This is a genomic window from Xanthobacter variabilis (assembly GCF_043831965.2).
GTDB lineage: Bacteria > Pseudomonadota > Alphaproteobacteria > Rhizobiales > Xanthobacteraceae > Xanthobacter.
On sequence record NZ_CM195533.1, the window covers coordinates 3,219,159 to 3,234,290 of the forward strand.

Sequence of the window (15,132 nt, forward strand, 5' to 3'; positions counted from 1 at the left end):
AAGCGAGCCTGTGCTGCCTCCCGGGGCGGCTTAAGCCGCCCCTCGCTCCTTTTGCTTGGCGTCTTCCCAAAGGGCTTCCATGCGCGGGAGATCGGCGTCACTGGGCGTCATCCCGTCCAGCGCCAGCTTGCTCTCGATATGACGGAAGCGACGGGCGAATTTCTCATTCGTTCCGCGCAGGGCACTTTCCGGATCGACACCGGCATGGCGCGCCAGATTGGTCACGGCGAACAGCAGGTCGCCGATTTCGTCGCGCACCGCGTCCAGGCCCCCCTGGTCGAGGGCTTCGGACACCTCGTCTGCCTCCTCCCGGATCTTGGCCAGCACCTGGCGGGCGTCATCCCAGTCAAACCCAACGCGAGCCGCTTTTTCCTGCAGCTTCAAGGCGCGGGTGAGGGCAGGCAAGGGCAGGGGGACGCCGGACAGGGTCCCCGCATCCTCTTCTTCCGCCAGTCCGGCCGCCGCGCGCCGCTCCGCCCGCTCAGCCTTCTCTTCTGCCTTGATCTCACCCCACAGGGCCTTCACCCGTTCCGGCGAAAGGCTCCGCGCATCGCCGAAAACATGGGGGTGCCGCCGGATGAGCTTCTGCGTGATGGCCTCCACCACGCCGCCGAAGTCGAAGGCGCCCTGCTCCTGCGCCAGGCGGGCGTGAAAGACCACCTGCAACAGCAGGTCTCCCAGCTCCTCCCGCAAATCCCCGAGATCATTGCGAGCGATGGCGTCCAGCACCTCATAGGCTTCTTCGATGGTGTAAGGCGCCACGGTCGCGAAGGACTGCTCCAGGTCCCACGGGCAGCCCGTCTCGGGGGTCCGCAGCGCCGCCATGATCTCAATCAGGCGCGCAATGTCGCGGGATGGTTCCATCGGGTTCTCCTTGAAGCACTTGCGCCGCACTTTAAGCTCCCAAGCGCGGGGAAGCGAAGCCGTTTCCCACGCCAAACCGGAGCGCGCCATGGCCATTGAGGACACCGAAGACCCCGCAATGGCTGGAGGCATGCGCGCCGGGGAGCTCCGCATTGATCTGCCCGGCGGGTTCGACGCACAGATCTATTTCATTGGACGCATCCGCACGCCGTGGAGTCTCCGCGCGGAATGCCCCCGGCAGGGCGACTCCGTTTCCGGGCCGATCTGCACCATCGAGGTCGATCCGCGCTGGCGGGACGCACTGAAGGGCATCGAAGGCAACGAACGGCTTCAGATCCTATACTGGATGGGGCAGGCGCGGCGGGACCTCGTTCTCCAGACCCCACGGGGCCAGCCGCCGATCGGCACCTTCGCCTTGCGCTCCCCGGCACGACCGAACCCCATCGCCTCATCCTTCGTTTCGCTACTCAAGATCGATCAGCTCACGCTTACCGTGCGCGGACTTGATTGCGTGGACGGAACCGCGTTGGTGGATATTAAGCCTGTATATCCACGCAGCGGATCCGTGGGTTAGCGCTGCTGATAAGGGCGGGGACGGGGACCGGGGCTGCAAGGGTAGGGCGGGGAGCCTCGTCCCCGTCCCAGTCCTAGTCCCATGGCGCCTCCGCCCACCAGGCAGGTAGAGCCGCTCCGCGCCACCGCTTGCCGGATCGCTCTGCCGTCCGGTCGCGACACCTGAAGGGTCCTGCGGACACGGTAAATTAATACAACACGCGCACGCTGTGGAAGCTCACGGCATGAGTCGCAGAAGAGATATTATGGAATATAAATAGCCGATATCCGTTTCCGTGAACGCCCGAGTGACCATCGCCGCTGCCGCCCCGAGCATCAAGGACATCCGCACGCATTCACAAAATTATCTTTTAAAAACAGTCGACTATAGATGACATTAGAAGCATCAGGCGAATCATCGTCATGATGCGATAGCCGGTTCAGGGCATCTCGCCCTGCTCTACCGCAAGCCGGTTCTGGCGCCCGGCCGGCACCGTGAAGGTGAGGCCATCGAAGGCGGGCACGACGCCTTCCGGCAGAACTCCTGCCAGGGTCCCGTAGTCGAGGTCCGTGTGAAGATCCGTCAGAATGGCGCGGCGCGGCGTGAGCGCCTCGATGTGGCTCAGGGCCTCCGCCACCGTGAAATGCGACGGATGGGGATGCTCACGCAGGGCATCGACGATCCAAACGTCCAAATGCCGCAACCGGCTCATGGAGCTTTCCGGCAGCCCGTTGACGTCGCTCGAATAGGCCACGCCGTCGAAGCGAAACCCGAATGAGTCAATCTCGCCATGATGCTGGCGAAACGGCAGGGCCACGATAGCGCCGCCAGGCCCATCGATGACGATCTCCCGCCCGTCTTCCAAACGGTGTGCATTGAGAATGGGCGGATAGCCACTGCCTGGAGGCGTCTGGAAGCAATATCCAAAGCGCTTATGCAGCGCGCCGAGCGTGTCATCGTCGGCATAGATATCGATGCGCCGGCGGTGCTCGATGGCCAGCGGACGCAGATCGTCGATGCCGTGGGTATGGTCCGCATGCGCGTGTGTGAACAGAACGCCGTCCAAGGCACCCACATCAGCGGCCAGCAGTTGCTGGCGCAGATCGGGAGAGGTGTCCACCAGCACACGCGTGGTACCGCCCACGGTCAGGCGCTCCACGAGAATGGAGCAGCGCAGGCGTCGATTGCGCGGCTCCCGTGGATCACACGCCCCCCAGCCCTGGCCAACGCGAGGCACGCCGCCTGACGAGCCGCAGCCGAGAATTGTGACCCTGAGGGACGCGGGAGAGGACATGGGCACCTCGCGAACGCGCAGATGATGCGCATGCAGAACCGGATCCAACGGAATCCCGTCGGTGCACCATCTAAACCGGCTTTGCTGCCGGCTCAAACAAAGGGGAGGCCCCTGCCCCGGAGCCTCGCGAATTGCAGCTGGCATGCAAGGCGTACTCGACAAGCATCCGGCAGCCATATCCCGGGCGGCTCGCACGCGCCCTGGCGCGAATGCGCCAGAAACTTCCAAGATGTCGAGATTGAAATGGTCGGAGCGAGAGGATTTGAACCTCCGACCCCTAGTCCCCCAGACTAGTGCGCTAACCGGGCTGCGCTACGCTCCGACGTGGGAGGATGCTTAGACCATCGTTTTGAGGACCACAAGCACCATTCGGCTTCTTCCCCCATTCATCCCCAGGCTTGGGGAGAAGTCGCGGAAAATAAAGCCTAAACGCCACGAGCGGGGCTGTGAATATGGCATAAATGGGGCAACATTAGCCATTTCGCCTCATCCATGGCCCTGAGTCGGGACATTGTGAACACATTTCGCCGGCAAATGCGAACGGTCGTCAACCACAGGAAGACCGAGCGCATGAAGAAACGCGTGGTCCTGTCGTGCGCGGCTTTGAGCTTGCTGGCGCTTGCGCCGAGCCCGAGTCGCGCAGACAACTCCACCGGCATCGCCTCTTATTATTGGCAAGGCCAGCGCACCGCGAATGGAGAACGGTTCAACCCGGGCGAAATGACAGCCGCCCACCGGTCCCTTCCATTCGGAACCAAGGTGCGAGTCACCAACCTGCGAAATGGCAAAAGCGTTGTCGTGCGTATCAACGACCGCGGGCCGTATGTCCGGGGGCGCATCATCGATGTGTCCCGGGCGGCCGCCAGCCATCTCGGCTTTACCGGACGCGGGCTCACCCGCGTCAACCTGGCCGTCGTCGAGTGAGATAGGCGTCGTCACGCGTTCCACAAGGGCCGGGCGGGGGAAATGCCCCTCCCCGGCCCTTTTAATTTTGGCCGGCGTCCGCCTTCGGCTCGACTGCGTCCCGCAAAAGGCGGCGGCATTCACCCAATTCATACAGCGCCGCCTGCAGGCGATTGATATCGTCCCGCGACAATACGGGCTGCACCCCACCCTGCCCCGATGGGCGCGGCTGGTCGGTGCGCAGGTGCGGCGGCAGATAGGAATTGATGGGCTCAGGCGCGGGCGCCTCGAAGGGCTCACGTCCCTGCCAGAAGGCAGGATTTGGCGAGGCCGCCGCACGCGGGGCCACGCCGTGAGCGGAATTGGCCCAAGGGCCCATCCCGGCCGTGGCGGGCGCCAACGGTGCCGGTGGGACATCCTCCTCAATGGGACCCGACAGCGGACCGACGCGGCGCGGCGGAGCCTCCGGTGCCGCAGGCGGCACGGCTGATCGCGGCGGTGACGCGGGAGCGGCCGGGGCGCGCGGAGCCGGAGCGTGCTGGGGCACCGCATGAGGCGTGCCGTGCAAATCCCTGCGCGTTGCGGAAGGAGATGTCATCACGGCCTCGACGGGGCTTGAGGACGAAAGGCTCATGCGCGGCGCCAGACCGGAGGCACTCGCCAGGGTTCCCATTCCCAGCCGCGCGGAAACGGGTGCGCTGACACGGAAGCCCGCCTGCGGAAAAGGGGCGTCGTCGCCCTCCTCGATCGCGCCGGGCTCGTCCTGCCAATCCTCCGCTTCGTCACCATACTGCGGCGCGGACGCTCCATCGGCGAAGCGCGCTTTTTCGTCCTCAGGCTCCGGATACCACTCGTCGCCGTCCGTGGCATCGAACTCTTCGTCGAGGTCGTCGGGTGAATCATAGGCCGCATTGTCGGGCCAGGGCTCGGCCGCTTGCTGAGGCGCGGTGGGCACGATCTGCTCATGCCAGGCGGCAAGGTCGCGCTGGGCGGCCGCTTCCGCGCGCGCCAGCTCCGGCCAGGCGGAAGGGGCAGCCGGGGCAGCGCCCCGCGGCTGGCGCTCAATGGGCGCCGCGCCGTGTTCAGGCTCGGGCGCCGCTTCGCCTGCGCGCCGGCGGAGCTTCGGCGGCAGATATTCCTCGGGCGGGCCCGCCTCACGCTCCTTCAGCCGGCGGATGCGCTCCTCGAGCGGGGCCTGGGCGGGTGGAGGCGCGTCCCGTTCCATGAACGGAAGCAAGGGGTCCTCGAGCTCCTCAACCGGCGCGGTGGACACACGCGCAGCCGGCCCGCGCGTCGGCCGGCGCTGCATCACCGGTTCCGGGCGGACAGCCTGCGGCGGCGCGAAAGAGGGCGCGGCGTTGCCGGGCCCCATATCCTCGAATTCCTCGAACTCCGCAGGAGGTTCCGTGCGGCGACCGGTAGCTGCCCGGCGTTCCCTGCGCTCGGTGGCGGCAGGCGCCGCCGGTTCCGGCTCGTCCCACGACTCATCACGGCGTGCCCGCGGCACGAAATCCTCGGTCAGGCGCGGCTCGCGATGGTGGCTTGGCTCGGCACGGAAATCGCGCTCCTCGAAATCGCGCTCTTCGTAGATCCGCTCTTCATAGGTGCCAGCGTCATAGCGCCGCTCGGCAAGACGCCGCTCGCGCGTGCGGCCGCGCGCCGCGAGGGGAGCCAGGGGTTCACCACGGTCATCCGCCAAGTCCCGATCCGCCTCGTCATCGGGAAAGGGAAGCGGCAGCTCGACGTCACGCGGCAGCTCGCCCAGGGCGGAATCATCGCTGTCCTTGTGCCGCCGGCGCGGCAGGAGCCCCAGCAGGCCACCGAACGTGACGCCATCCGAAGCCGGCGCAGGCCGCTCCGGCGCGGCGGAGCGCATCACCGCCACGTCGCGCTCGACGCCGATATCCTGCACATGCCGAATCCCCTGTTCTTTCAGGATCTTCTGCACGCCTTTTATGGTGTAGCCTTCACGGTAGAGGAGCTGTTGGATACCGCGCAGCAGGTCGATATCCTCGGGCCGGTAGAAGCGCCGCCCGCCGGCCCGCTTCACGGGCTTGATTTGCGGAAAGCGCGTCTCCCAGAAGCGCAGCACGTGTTGCGGCAAGTGAAGGTCGTCGGCGACCTCACTGATGGTCCGGAAGGCGTCCGGATCCTTTTCCGTCTCGCGCGCGTCGCCCACCTTGCCTCACCCTTTGCCTGCCGGTCTCGCTCAGCAGCCGTGTTTCGGCCGAATCGAGCCCGCCTGCGTCTAGAATGCAGGAATCATATCGGCATCGGCATAACGCGAAAAGGTAAGGTGAAGTGTAAGGTTATCAATCCTCATCCGCCCCATCGGGGGTGGTGCCGTTGATGCGGTGCTTGAGGATGGAGGATGGCTTGAAAACCATCACCTTTCGGGGCTCGATGGGCACTTCCTCACCGGTCTTCGGGTTGCGCCCGATCCGCTCGCCCTTCTCCCGCACCACGAAGGACCCGAACGAGGAAAGCTTCACCGTTTCGCCCCGCGCGAGGCAATCGGCGATCTCTTTCAGCACCTGCTCCACCAAAGCGGCAGATTCGGTGCGCGAAAGCCCCACCTGTTGATAGACGGCCTCACACAGATCCGCCCGCGTCACTGTCCGACCAGCCATATGTTTCCCCGACCCCAGGAGAGCCCGCCGCCGAAGCTAGGGGCGATGCTCGACGGCTCCGGCTCTCAGATCCTACCGATTTCAACTCGATAAGGATTCACGATGATGACGGCGCGTTGTCCATCACCTCGCCACTCCAGGACATCCGAGTGCGACTGCCGACTAAGCCTAGCCGCGTGGTAGCGAAATGGTCAACGCAATTCACCCACGCAGCCCGCGTTCCGATGCCCGAAAATGTCACCAGCGCAGCAGCGCGGAACCCCAGGTGAAGCCACCGCCCATGGCCTCCAGCAGCACCAGCTGGCCACGCCGAATGCGCCCATCCCGCCAAGCCACGTCCAAGGCCAGGGGAATGGAGGCAGCGGAGGTATTACCATGGAGATCGACCGTGGTCACCACCTTCTCTGGCGCGATGCCGAGCTTCTGGGCGCTCGCGTCGATGATGCGGCGGTTGGCCTGGTGGGGCACGAACCAGTCGATGCTTTCGGCAGTCTCGCCCGTGGCGGCGAAGGCATCGGTGATCACGTCGGTAATCATGCCCACGGCGTGCTTGAATACCTCCCTCCCCTCCATGCGCAGATGCCCCACCGTGCCGGTGGAGGACGGGCCGCCGTCCACATAGAGCTTGTTGCGGTGGCGCCCGTCGGAGCGCAGATGGGTGGTGAGAACGCCCGCGCCGCGCGCGTCGTCCTCCTGGACAGCCTCGATCACCATGGCGCCGGCGCCGTCCCCGAACAGCACGCAGGTGCCCCGATCCTCCCAATCGAGAATGCGGGAGAACGTCTCCGCGCCAATCACCAAGGCGCGCTCAAACGCGCCCGTCTTCAGCAAGGCGTCGGCGGTCGCGAGGGCGAACACGAAGCCCGAGCACACCGCCTGGACGTCGAACGCGGCACCGCGCGTGATTCCGAGCTCGGCCTGCACGGTCACGGCCGTGGCCGGAAAGGTCTGGTCCGGCGTTGCCGTCGCAAGCACGATGAGGTCAATGTCGGAGGCCTTGAAGCCGGCGTCGGTCAAAGCCCGCCGTGCCGCCACCAGTGCGAGGTCCGAGGTGCACTCGCCCTCGGCGGCCACGTGGCGCTGACGGATGCCCGTGCGCTGGACGATCCATTCGTCGGACGTGTCGATCCGCTCCGAAAGCTCGGCATTGGTGACGACCCGCTCGGGCAGATAGGAGCCGATGCCCCGCGCGACAGACCTGATCCCGCTCACGATTGACCTTCCACCCCAACAGGCTGCGGCACCGGGGCGGCGGATGCCGCATGGCCGACGAGACTTTTTTCGATGCGCGCCAAAAGCTCGTAGCGCACCATGTCGTAGGCGACATCCACGGCGGAGGCGAAGCCTTCCGCATCGGTGCCGCCATGGCTTTTGATGACGATGCCGTTGAGGCCCAGGAAGACGCCGCCGTTGGAACGGCGCGGATCCATCTTTTCCTTGAGCGCCTGGAACGCATCGCGCGCGAACAGATAGCCGATTCGGGCCCGCAGGCTGCGGCCCATGGCCGCGCGCAGGTAGGAAGCCAGCTGCTTGGCGGTGCCTTCCGCGGTCTTCAGGGAGATGTTGCCGGCAAAACCCTCGGTCACCACCACATCCACGGTGCCGGCGCCGATGTCGTTGCCCTCCACGAAGCCGTGATAGTTCACGCCCCAGTCCTCGTCGCGCAGGATGCGCGCGGCTTCCTTTACCTCCTCGACACCCTTGATCTCCTCGACACCCACATTGAGCAGGCCCACCGAGGGGTTTTCAATGTCGAACAGCACCCGCGCCATGGCGGATCCCATCACCGCCATTTCCACGAGACTCTTGGAGGTGGCGCCGATGGAGGCGCCCACATCCAGAACCACGCTTTCACCGCGCAGGGTCGGCCAGATGCAGGCGATGGCGGGACGGCTGATGCCGGGCATGGTGCGCAGGTTGAAATTGGCCATGGCCATGAGCGCGCCAGTATTGCCGGCGGAGACGGCGGCATCCGCGTCCTTCACCTTCACGGCGTCGATGGCGCGCCACATGGAGGATTTGTAGCGGCCGCGCCGCAGTGCCTGGCTCGGCTTGTCGTCCATGCCCACGACGACCTCGGTGTGAACCACGCGGGAAGCGGCGGCGAGCTTGGGATGAGCTTCCAGCAGCTGCTTCAGGCGCGGCTCGTCGCCATAAAGAACATAGGTGATGTCGGGGTGGCGGCCGAGGGCGATCTCCGCACCTGAAAGAACCGTCTCCGGGCCATGGTCTCCCCCCATGGCGTCGAGAGCGATGCGGACGGATGCGGTCATCTTAGAAAGCGAGTCCCATTTTTGTTTCGTGCGTGCCGGACGGCCAGAAATGGCTCGGCGCAACCCCATTGAATGGCGCCGCAGGTGCCGCTCAATCTGAGTCTCAGCACCTTCATACCTTCATGCGAAGCGGATGACGACGGTTGGGTGAGCTGCCGCGCGCCACGACGCGCCGCCGCGTCAGGGCCGGCGGACAATAGCGGCTCACGGCCGCAAGGCAAGGGTGCTCGGCGCAGGCCGGCGGAAGGCGTGCGGGCGCGGGGGCGTCCTCACGCCTCGTCCTTCCCCTTCAGCCGGGCCAAAGCGGAGAACGGGGAGGCGGCCGCCGGGTCTTCCGCCGGTGCCTCGAACACCGCGCCAGGCTTGCGCGGATAAGGGTCCACGCCCAGCGCGAGGAATTCCGCCACGAGCGCGCCCAGGTCGATTGAGCCGTTGTCGATCTCATCCGGCGGATCGTAGCTCTCGTCCTCTTCCGTCTCCGGTGGCCGGGCGGTGCCGGCGGGCACGAAATGCACGTCCAGGATTTCCTTCACCGGCGCCTCGAACGGCTCCAGCGTCACGCCGCAATCCTGCACCACCGAGGCATTGAGGCTGCCCGTCACATGCAGGCCCTCGGCGCCCTCGGGCGCGATGTGGAGCTGGGCGACGAAGGCCGGCACCGCAATAACGCCAAGGTGCCGGGCCAGCGCGGCGCGCTCGCGATCATTGGGCTCGAGGCGAAGGTCGAGCCCCTGCGGAGGCACATCGGCCACGCTGAGCGGGCGGCGAAACGGCAGGTCGGTCATCGGCGGCTCGGTCATGGGCTGTTCGGTCATGGTCTTCAGTCTCGCGTCGCCTTGGGAGCGGGCAGCTCGGGGGCGGGCAGTTCAAGTTCGCCCTGCGCCAGGGCATCAAACGAAGTGGCGGCCAGGCTGCGCGCGGTGGCGCGCACATAGCCGGCCAGCGCGTGGGGAAGGTCGGCGGCGTCCTCCACCTCCAGGATGTTGCGCCCCAGGGCTTGCGCCAGCAAGATGTCGTCCTCGGCTGCCAGGGCCGCGTCATAGGCGGCGGCCCGGCCATAGAAGGCGCCGCCGATCTTCTTCATCTTCTTGGGCACCGAAAGATCGCCCACGCCCATTTCGCGCAGGGTTCGATCCATGTCGGAGGCGAAGGTATCGAACACCTCCTGGGAAAGCGCACGCTCTGCCTCGCTGCCGTCCTTCAGTCGGTGGCAGACGAGAATCGTGTGCAGAAGCACCATCTCGAAGCGGCCTTCGAGCGTGTCGGGTACACCGAAGTCGGTATAGAACACGGCTCGCCGTGACTGTGCCACGATCGCGCCATACAGGCGCTCGACGCTCTCGCGGTTTTTTGAGGGACGAAACAGTTTGAACATCGCGTCCTTGAACGGTCGGCCGGAATGCGCCAAAGGCCGCTCGGGCCCTCGGACGAGGGAAATGTCGCGAGCGGCGTAACGCGGCACCGGCTGTCGCGCAAGGCTCGTCCTCGCAGTTGGGACCGGCCGCAGCCGGACTGGCCTTCGGCCGGAACGGAAAAAGCATAACACGGGTGCTCGCACCCGTGTGGTATGTCCATCGGGCGGGGGCGCCGGCCACAGGCCTGGAGCTTCAAATTATGGGGATGCGTGTGGTGACACGGCACATCGGAAACTCGCAGCCGACGACGCAGAGGCTGGCGGAGGCGGCTCGTGAACGGCGCCCGGCAACGCTGCCCGCGGCGCTCGCCCTGCTCCTGGCCGCGACCTCCCTATCCGCCTGCGCGAATGTGGTGGGCGGAAGCGGCACCAGCGTTTCCGGCATCACCCGCACCTATCAGCGCGGCTATGTGCTGAGCGAAGGCGCGCTCGACCAGGTGCCCGTGGGGTCGAGTCAGGAGCAGGTTCTCCTCGTGCTCGGCACCCCCTCCACGGTCGCGACGCTGAACGGGCAGGTGTTCTATTACATCTCGCAGACCCAGAAGAAGGTCGCCTTCCTGAAGCCGGAAATTACCGAGCAGAAGGTGCTGGCCATCTATTTCGACAAGAACCAGCGCGTGGCCCGCATCGCCCAATATGGGCTCAAGGACGGCAAGGTGTTCGATTTCGTCTCGCAGACGACGCCCACCAGCGGCGAAGACCTCAGCCTGGTGCAGCAGCTCATAGGCCTCATCTCTTTCTGAGGCCTATGGTTTCAGCGGCGAGGGGTGCAGCGCCCCTCGCCTGGAGGCCTTCGCGCCCGGGCAGGCCCCGCGCGCGAAGGGAACCTGCCCTTCGGCCGCTCACAAGGCAGCGCGGGCGATGGCCAGGAAGTCAGCCGCCTTCAGGCTGGCGCCGCCCACCAGCGCGCCATCGACATCGGGAACGGCGAGCAGGGTGGCCGCATTATCGGGCTTCACCGAGCCGCCATAGAGCAGGCGCATGCCGTTCGCCTCGTCGCCGAATCGCTCCGCGAGCACGCCGCGAATGGTGCTGTGCACCTTGGCCACGTCCTCCACGGTGGGCGTGCGGCCGGTTCCGATGGCCCAGATGGGCTCATAGGCCACTACGATATTCTCGGCGGTCGCGCCCTCGGGGATGGACTGGCGAATCTGGCGCGTCACCACGGCCCGGGCCTCGCCCGCCTCACGCTGGTCCAGGGTCTCGCCCACGCAGACCACCGGCAGCAGGCCGGCGCGCCAGGCGGCTTTCACCTTGGCGTTCACCACGGCATCCCCCTCACCATGATCCGCCCGCCGCTCGGAATGGCCGACGATGACGGCCACAGCCCCGGCGTCCTGCAGCATCTCGGCGGAAATGTCGCCGGTGTGGGCGCCCGAGGCGTTGTAGTGGCAATCCTGGCCGCCGAGCATGATCGGGCTGCCGGCCACGTCCGCGGCGAAGCCGGCCAGCAGCGTCGCCGGCGGGCACACCAGAATGTCCGCCTTGGACTGAAAGGCCGGGTCGAGCCCCGCGAGGATCGCCCGCAGCTCGCTCTTGGCGGCGCGCAGGCCGTTCATCTTCCAGTTGCCGGCGATCAGACAGCGGCGTGTGGCAGACATGGGCATCTCCGAAGGGCTTTGTTGCAGTTCTGTTGTCGTGCCGTCACGTAGCAGAGGCCGCAAAAGCCCGCAAACGGGCGCAATTGCGTGCTGAAGCGACATTGCGGGGCCCCCTGCCCCTCCCTATGATGCGCCGCCTCCGCGCCGGCCTTGGCCGCGCCTAGCGAACGAATGGACGATGGTACTTCAGACTCTCCGCAAGGGTGCTTCCGGCTGGATCGCCAAGATCTTCCTCCTCCTGCTCACGCTCAGCTTCGTGGTCTGGGGCATCGCCGACGTGTTCCGCGGCTTCGGCGCGAGCACGGTCGCCACCGTGGGCGGCACGGACATACCCGCGGCCGATTACCGCAACGCCTTCCTGGAGCAGGTGCAGCGCATCGGCCGCAGCACGGGCAAGGGCCTGACCACTGAGCAGGCGCGTGCGTTCGGCCTCGACCGCCAGGTGCTCAACCAGATGATCGCCGACGCCACCCTCGACGAGCAGGCCCGGCGCCTGGGCCTCGCCGTGGGCGACGCGCAGATCGCCAAGGAAATCCAGAGCAACCCCAACTATCGCCGGCCGGGCGCCGACAGCTTCGAGCCCGCTTATTTCGACCAGTTGCTGCGGGCCAACGGCCTCACCGAGCAGCGGTTCGTGGCCAGCGAGAAGAAGCGCGCGCTGCGCGAGCAGGTAATCGACGCCTTGGGCGACGGCATCGTGGCGCCGAAGACCCTGCTCGACGCCCTGCACCGCTATGATGGCGAGCTGCGGAACGTCTCCTACATCCTGGTCACCGCCGGGGCCGCCGGCGCCCTGCCCGCCCCCACGGACGACCAGCTGAAGGCCTATTTCGAGGCCCATAAGGTGGCCTTCCGGGCGCCGGAATACCGCAAGGTTTCCGTATTGGCGCTGACGCCGGTGGCGCTGACCGCCGGCATCACCATCACCGACGAGGAGGCCCGCGCCGCCTACGAGCGCGATATCGCCCACTTCGGCACGCCCGAGCGGCGCGAGGTGCAGCAGATCGTGTTCGCCAAGCCCGAAGAGGCGGCCGAGGCGTCTGAAAAGATCAAGGCGGGCACCAGCTTTGCCGACATCGCCACCGCGCGCGGCCTGACCGCGAAGGACACCGATCTGGGCCTCGTCACCAAGTCCGCCATCATCGATCCGAAGATCGCCGAGGCCGCCTTCAGCCTGGCCGATGGCGCCACCAGCGGGCCCGTGCAGGGCCGATTCGGCATCGCTCTGGTGCATGTGGCCAAGATCGAGCCCGGCACCACCCGCCCCTTCGACGAGGTGAAGGCGGAGCTGATGCAGGAGATGGCCCTTTCTAAGGCGCGCCGCGAACTGCTGGACAAGCACGACGCGGTGGAGGACGAGCGCGCCTCCGGCGCTACCCTGGCAGAGACCGCCCAGAAGCTGGGCCTCAAGCTGCAGGTGTTCGACGCTGTCGACCGCTCCGGCCGCGATCCGAAGGGTGACGCCGTGGAGGTCCCCGGCGGGCTGGAGGTGGTCTCCGGCGCGTTCGAAGCCGCTCCGGGCGTTGAGACCGATACCGTTCAGCTGCCGCAGAACGGCGGCTTCATCTGGTATGAGACCAACGCCATCACTCCCTCTCGCGAGCGGACCTTCGACGAGGCCAAGGCGGCCGTGACCGCCCGCTGGACCGAGGACGAAACCGCCAAGGCCATCGAGGCCAAGGCCAAGGCTTTGCTGGCCAAGGCCGAATCGGGCACGCCCCTGGCGCAGGTGGCGGGCGAGGCGGAACTGCCCATCCAGATGGCCGACGCGCTGCGTCGCGGCCGGGCAGATGGCAACTTCTCGCCCGAGAGCCTCCAGGCCGTGTTCGACGCGAAGGACGGCGGCTTCGGCGAGACGCCCGCCGCCAAGGCGCCGGGCCGTATCGTGTTCCAGGTGACGAAGGTCATCGTGCCTCCGCCCACCGAAGCCGACGCCCGGGTGGCCCAGGACCTTTCCCGCCAGCTCCAGAATGATGTCCTGATGCAGTATCTCGGCGGGCTGCAAAAGCAGATCGGCGTTCAGATCAATCAGCGCGTCTATGCCCAGTCGGTGGGCGCGCAGACGAACTGAGCGGGAACAGAAAGATGAACGCACCTTCCGATTTTGATCTGTTCTCGTCCCGCTATCTCAAGGGCGAGCCGCAGGTGGTTTCCACCACCCTGGTGGCGGACCTAGAGACCCCCGTTTCCGCCTTTCTGAAGCTGGCGGGCGACCTGCCCAACGCCTTCCTTCTGGAATCGGTGGAAGGCGGCCAGGCGCGCGGGCGCTATTCCATGATCGGCCTCAAGCCGGACCTGCTGTTCCGCGTGCGGGGCGACGTGGCGGAGATCAACCGCGCGCCGGAGACGGACGAGAACGTCTTCGCCCCGTGCTCCGAACCGCCGCTGCAGGCCCTGCGCGCGCTGCTCGCCGAATCGGCCATAGACCTGCCAGAGGGGGCGCCCCCCATGGCGGCCGGCGTGTTCGGCTATCTCGGCTACGACATGGTGCGGCAGATGGAGCGCCTGCCGGCGGCCAAGCCGAACATCATGGGCGTGCCGGACGCGCTCCTGGTGCGCCCGACCATCATGGTGGTGTTCGATTCGGTGAAGGACGAGCTCACCGCCGTCACCCCCGTGCGCCCGAAGGCCGGGGTGTCGCCCCAGGCGGCCTACGAATCGGCGCTCGAGCGGCTCGATCATGTGGTGCGCGCGCTGGAGGGCCCGGTGGCCCACCCCGCGCCGCAGCCGTTCCACGGCGCCGTGGAGGCGAGCTCCAACACCACACCGGCGGAATACCGCGCGATGGTGGAAACGGCGAAGGAATACATCCGCGCCGGCGACATCTTCCAGGTGGTGCTGTCTCAGCGCTTCGAGAGCCCCTTCACGCTGCCGCCGTTCGCGCTCTACCGGGCACTGCGCCGCGTCAATCCCGCGCCGTTCCTGGTCTATTTCAATTTCGCGGGCTTCGCCGTGGTGTGTTCCAGCCCGGAAATCCTGGTGCGGCTGCAGGCCGGCAAGGTCACCATTCGCCCCATCGCCGGCACGCGCCGCCGCGGCGCCACGCTGGCAGAGGACGAGGCGCTGGCCACCGAGCTGCTCGCCGACCCGAAGGAGCGCTCCGAGCACCTCATGCTGCTGGACCTTGGCCGCAATGATGTGGGCCGGGTCTCCAAGGTGGGCACGGTCTCGGTGACCGACAGCTTCTTCATCGAGCGGTACAGCCAGGTGATGCACATCGTCTCCAACGTGGAAGGCGAGCTGGATCCCCGGTTCGACGCCCTCGATGCGCTGGCGGCGGGCTTTCCCGCGGGCACCGTCTCGGGTGCCCCCAAGGTTCGGGCGATGCAGATCATCGACGAGCTGGAGAAGGACAGCCGCGGCATCTATGCGGGCACCATCGGCTACTTCAGCGCCACTGGCGACATGGATACCTGCATCGTGCTGCGCACGGCGGTGGTGAAGGACGGCCGCATGTACGTGCAGGCCGGCGCCGGCATCGTCTACGACTCAGTTCCCGAAAGCGAGCAGCAGGAGTGCGTGAACAAGGCCAAGGCCCTGTTCCGCGCGGGCGAAGAGGCCGTGCGCTTCGCAGCCGGTGCCGGCAAGGGACAATAGCCA

General features: G+C 66.6%; 13 protein-coding genes, 1 tRNA gene and 1 pseudogene. 5 read left to right on the forward strand and 10 right to left on the reverse strand.

The window, feature by feature from the left end; translation table 11 throughout:
• Window positions 1–30: 30 nt before the first annotated feature.
• The gene (gene mazG / locus V5F26_RS14020) at window positions 31–864 is read right to left on the reverse strand and encodes a nucleoside triphosphate pyrophosphohydrolase (RefSeq protein WP_234050347.1); all 834 of its coding nucleotides are present in this window, start codon (window positions 862–864) and stop codon (window positions 31–33) included.
• Between the two features lie 88 nt (window positions 865–952).
• Between mazG and V5F26_RS14025 the strand changes: the two genes are divergently transcribed.
• Entirely contained in the window at window positions 953–1,438 is a 486-nt protein-coding gene (locus tag V5F26_RS14025; protein WP_234050348.1) for an SAM-dependent methyltransferase, read from the forward strand.
• A 418-nt stretch (window positions 1,439–1,856) separates the two neighbouring features.
• Here V5F26_RS14025 and V5F26_RS14030 read toward each other — a convergent pair whose 3' ends face one another.
• Complete coding sequence (locus tag V5F26_RS14030) at window positions 1,857–2,888, reverse strand: MBL fold metallo-hydrolase (protein WP_394946227.1); 1,032 nt, start codon at window positions 2,886–2,888, stop codon at window positions 1,857–1,859.
• 67 nt (window positions 2,889–2,955) lie between these two features.
• Window positions 2,956–3,033, reverse strand: a tRNA-Pro gene (locus V5F26_RS14035).
• 248 nt (window positions 3,034–3,281) lie between these two features.
• Between V5F26_RS14035 and V5F26_RS14040 the strand changes: the two genes are divergently transcribed.
• On the forward strand, window positions 3,282–3,635 hold the full coding sequence (locus tag V5F26_RS14040) for a septal ring lytic transglycosylase RlpA family protein (protein WP_234050350.1): 354 nt from the start codon (window positions 3,282–3,284) through the stop codon (window positions 3,633–3,635).
• A 1,819-nt stretch (window positions 3,636–5,454) separates the two neighbouring features.
• On the opposite strand, the pseudogene V5F26_RS14045 reads toward V5F26_RS14040, so the two are convergent.
• The 6 genes and pseudogenes from V5F26_RS14045 to V5F26_RS14070 form a co-directional block, all read right to left on the reverse strand.
• Window positions 5,455–5,793, reverse strand: a pseudogene (locus V5F26_RS14045) (MerR family transcriptional regulator); the annotation flags it as partial.
• A 133-nt stretch (window positions 5,794–5,926) separates the two neighbouring features.
• Window positions 5,927–6,244: an integration host factor subunit alpha gene (locus V5F26_RS14050; protein ID WP_234050351.1), complete on the reverse strand. Its 318-nt coding sequence runs from the start codon at window positions 6,242–6,244 to the stop codon at window positions 5,927–5,929.
• A gap of 237 nt (window positions 6,245–6,481) precedes the next feature.
• The gene (locus V5F26_RS14055) at window positions 6,482–7,456 is read right to left on the reverse strand and encodes a beta-ketoacyl-ACP synthase III (protein ID WP_234050352.1); all 975 of its coding nucleotides are present in this window, start codon (window positions 7,454–7,456) and stop codon (window positions 6,482–6,484) included.
• Window positions 7,453–8,517 (reverse strand): phosphate acyltransferase PlsX, encoded by a 1,065-nt coding sequence (gene plsX / locus V5F26_RS14060; protein ID WP_234050353.1) that lies wholly within the window; start codon window positions 8,515–8,517, stop codon window positions 7,453–7,455. The genes V5F26_RS14055 and plsX overlap by 4 nt, the downstream gene beginning before the upstream one ends.
• Before the next feature lie 269 nt (window positions 8,518–8,786).
• Complete coding sequence (locus V5F26_RS14065; protein ID WP_394056913.1) at window positions 8,787–9,332, reverse strand: YceD family protein; 546 nt, start codon at window positions 9,330–9,332, stop codon at window positions 8,787–8,789.
• 5 nt (window positions 9,333–9,337) lie between these two features.
• Window positions 9,338–9,925, reverse strand: coding sequence for a ubiquinol-cytochrome C chaperone family protein (locus V5F26_RS14070; RefSeq protein WP_394946229.1), 588 nt, complete (start codon window positions 9,923–9,925; stop codon window positions 9,338–9,340).
• A 212-nt stretch (window positions 9,926–10,137) separates the two neighbouring features.
• Between V5F26_RS14070 and V5F26_RS14075 the strand changes: the two genes are divergently transcribed.
• Entirely contained in the window at window positions 10,138–10,674 is a 537-nt protein-coding gene (locus tag V5F26_RS14075) for an outer membrane protein assembly factor BamE (RefSeq protein ID WP_370640635.1), read from the forward strand.
• A 99-nt stretch (window positions 10,675–10,773) separates the two neighbouring features.
• On the opposite strand, the gene tpiA is transcribed toward V5F26_RS14075, so the two are convergent.
• Window positions 10,774–11,532, reverse strand: a complete 759-nt coding sequence (gene tpiA, locus V5F26_RS14080; RefSeq protein WP_234050356.1) for a triose-phosphate isomerase — start codon at window positions 11,530–11,532, stop codon at window positions 10,774–10,776.
• Between the two features lie 178 nt (window positions 11,533–11,710).
• On the opposite strand from tpiA, the gene V5F26_RS14085 reads away from it, so the two are divergent.
• Together V5F26_RS14085 and trpE are read left to right on the forward strand one after the other, a co-directional pair.
• Window positions 11,711–13,603 carry a peptidylprolyl isomerase gene (locus V5F26_RS14085; protein WP_394946231.1) on the forward strand — a complete coding sequence of 631 codons (1,893 nt, stop codon included), beginning with the start codon at window positions 11,711–11,713 and terminating at the stop codon, window positions 13,601–13,603.
• A 14-nt stretch (window positions 13,604–13,617) separates the two neighbouring features.
• A complete protein-coding gene (gene trpE, locus V5F26_RS14090) occupies window positions 13,618–15,129 on the forward strand; it encodes an anthranilate synthase component I (RefSeq protein WP_394056908.1) in 1,512 nt (503 codons plus the stop codon).
• Window positions 15,130–15,132 lie beyond the last annotated feature (3 nt).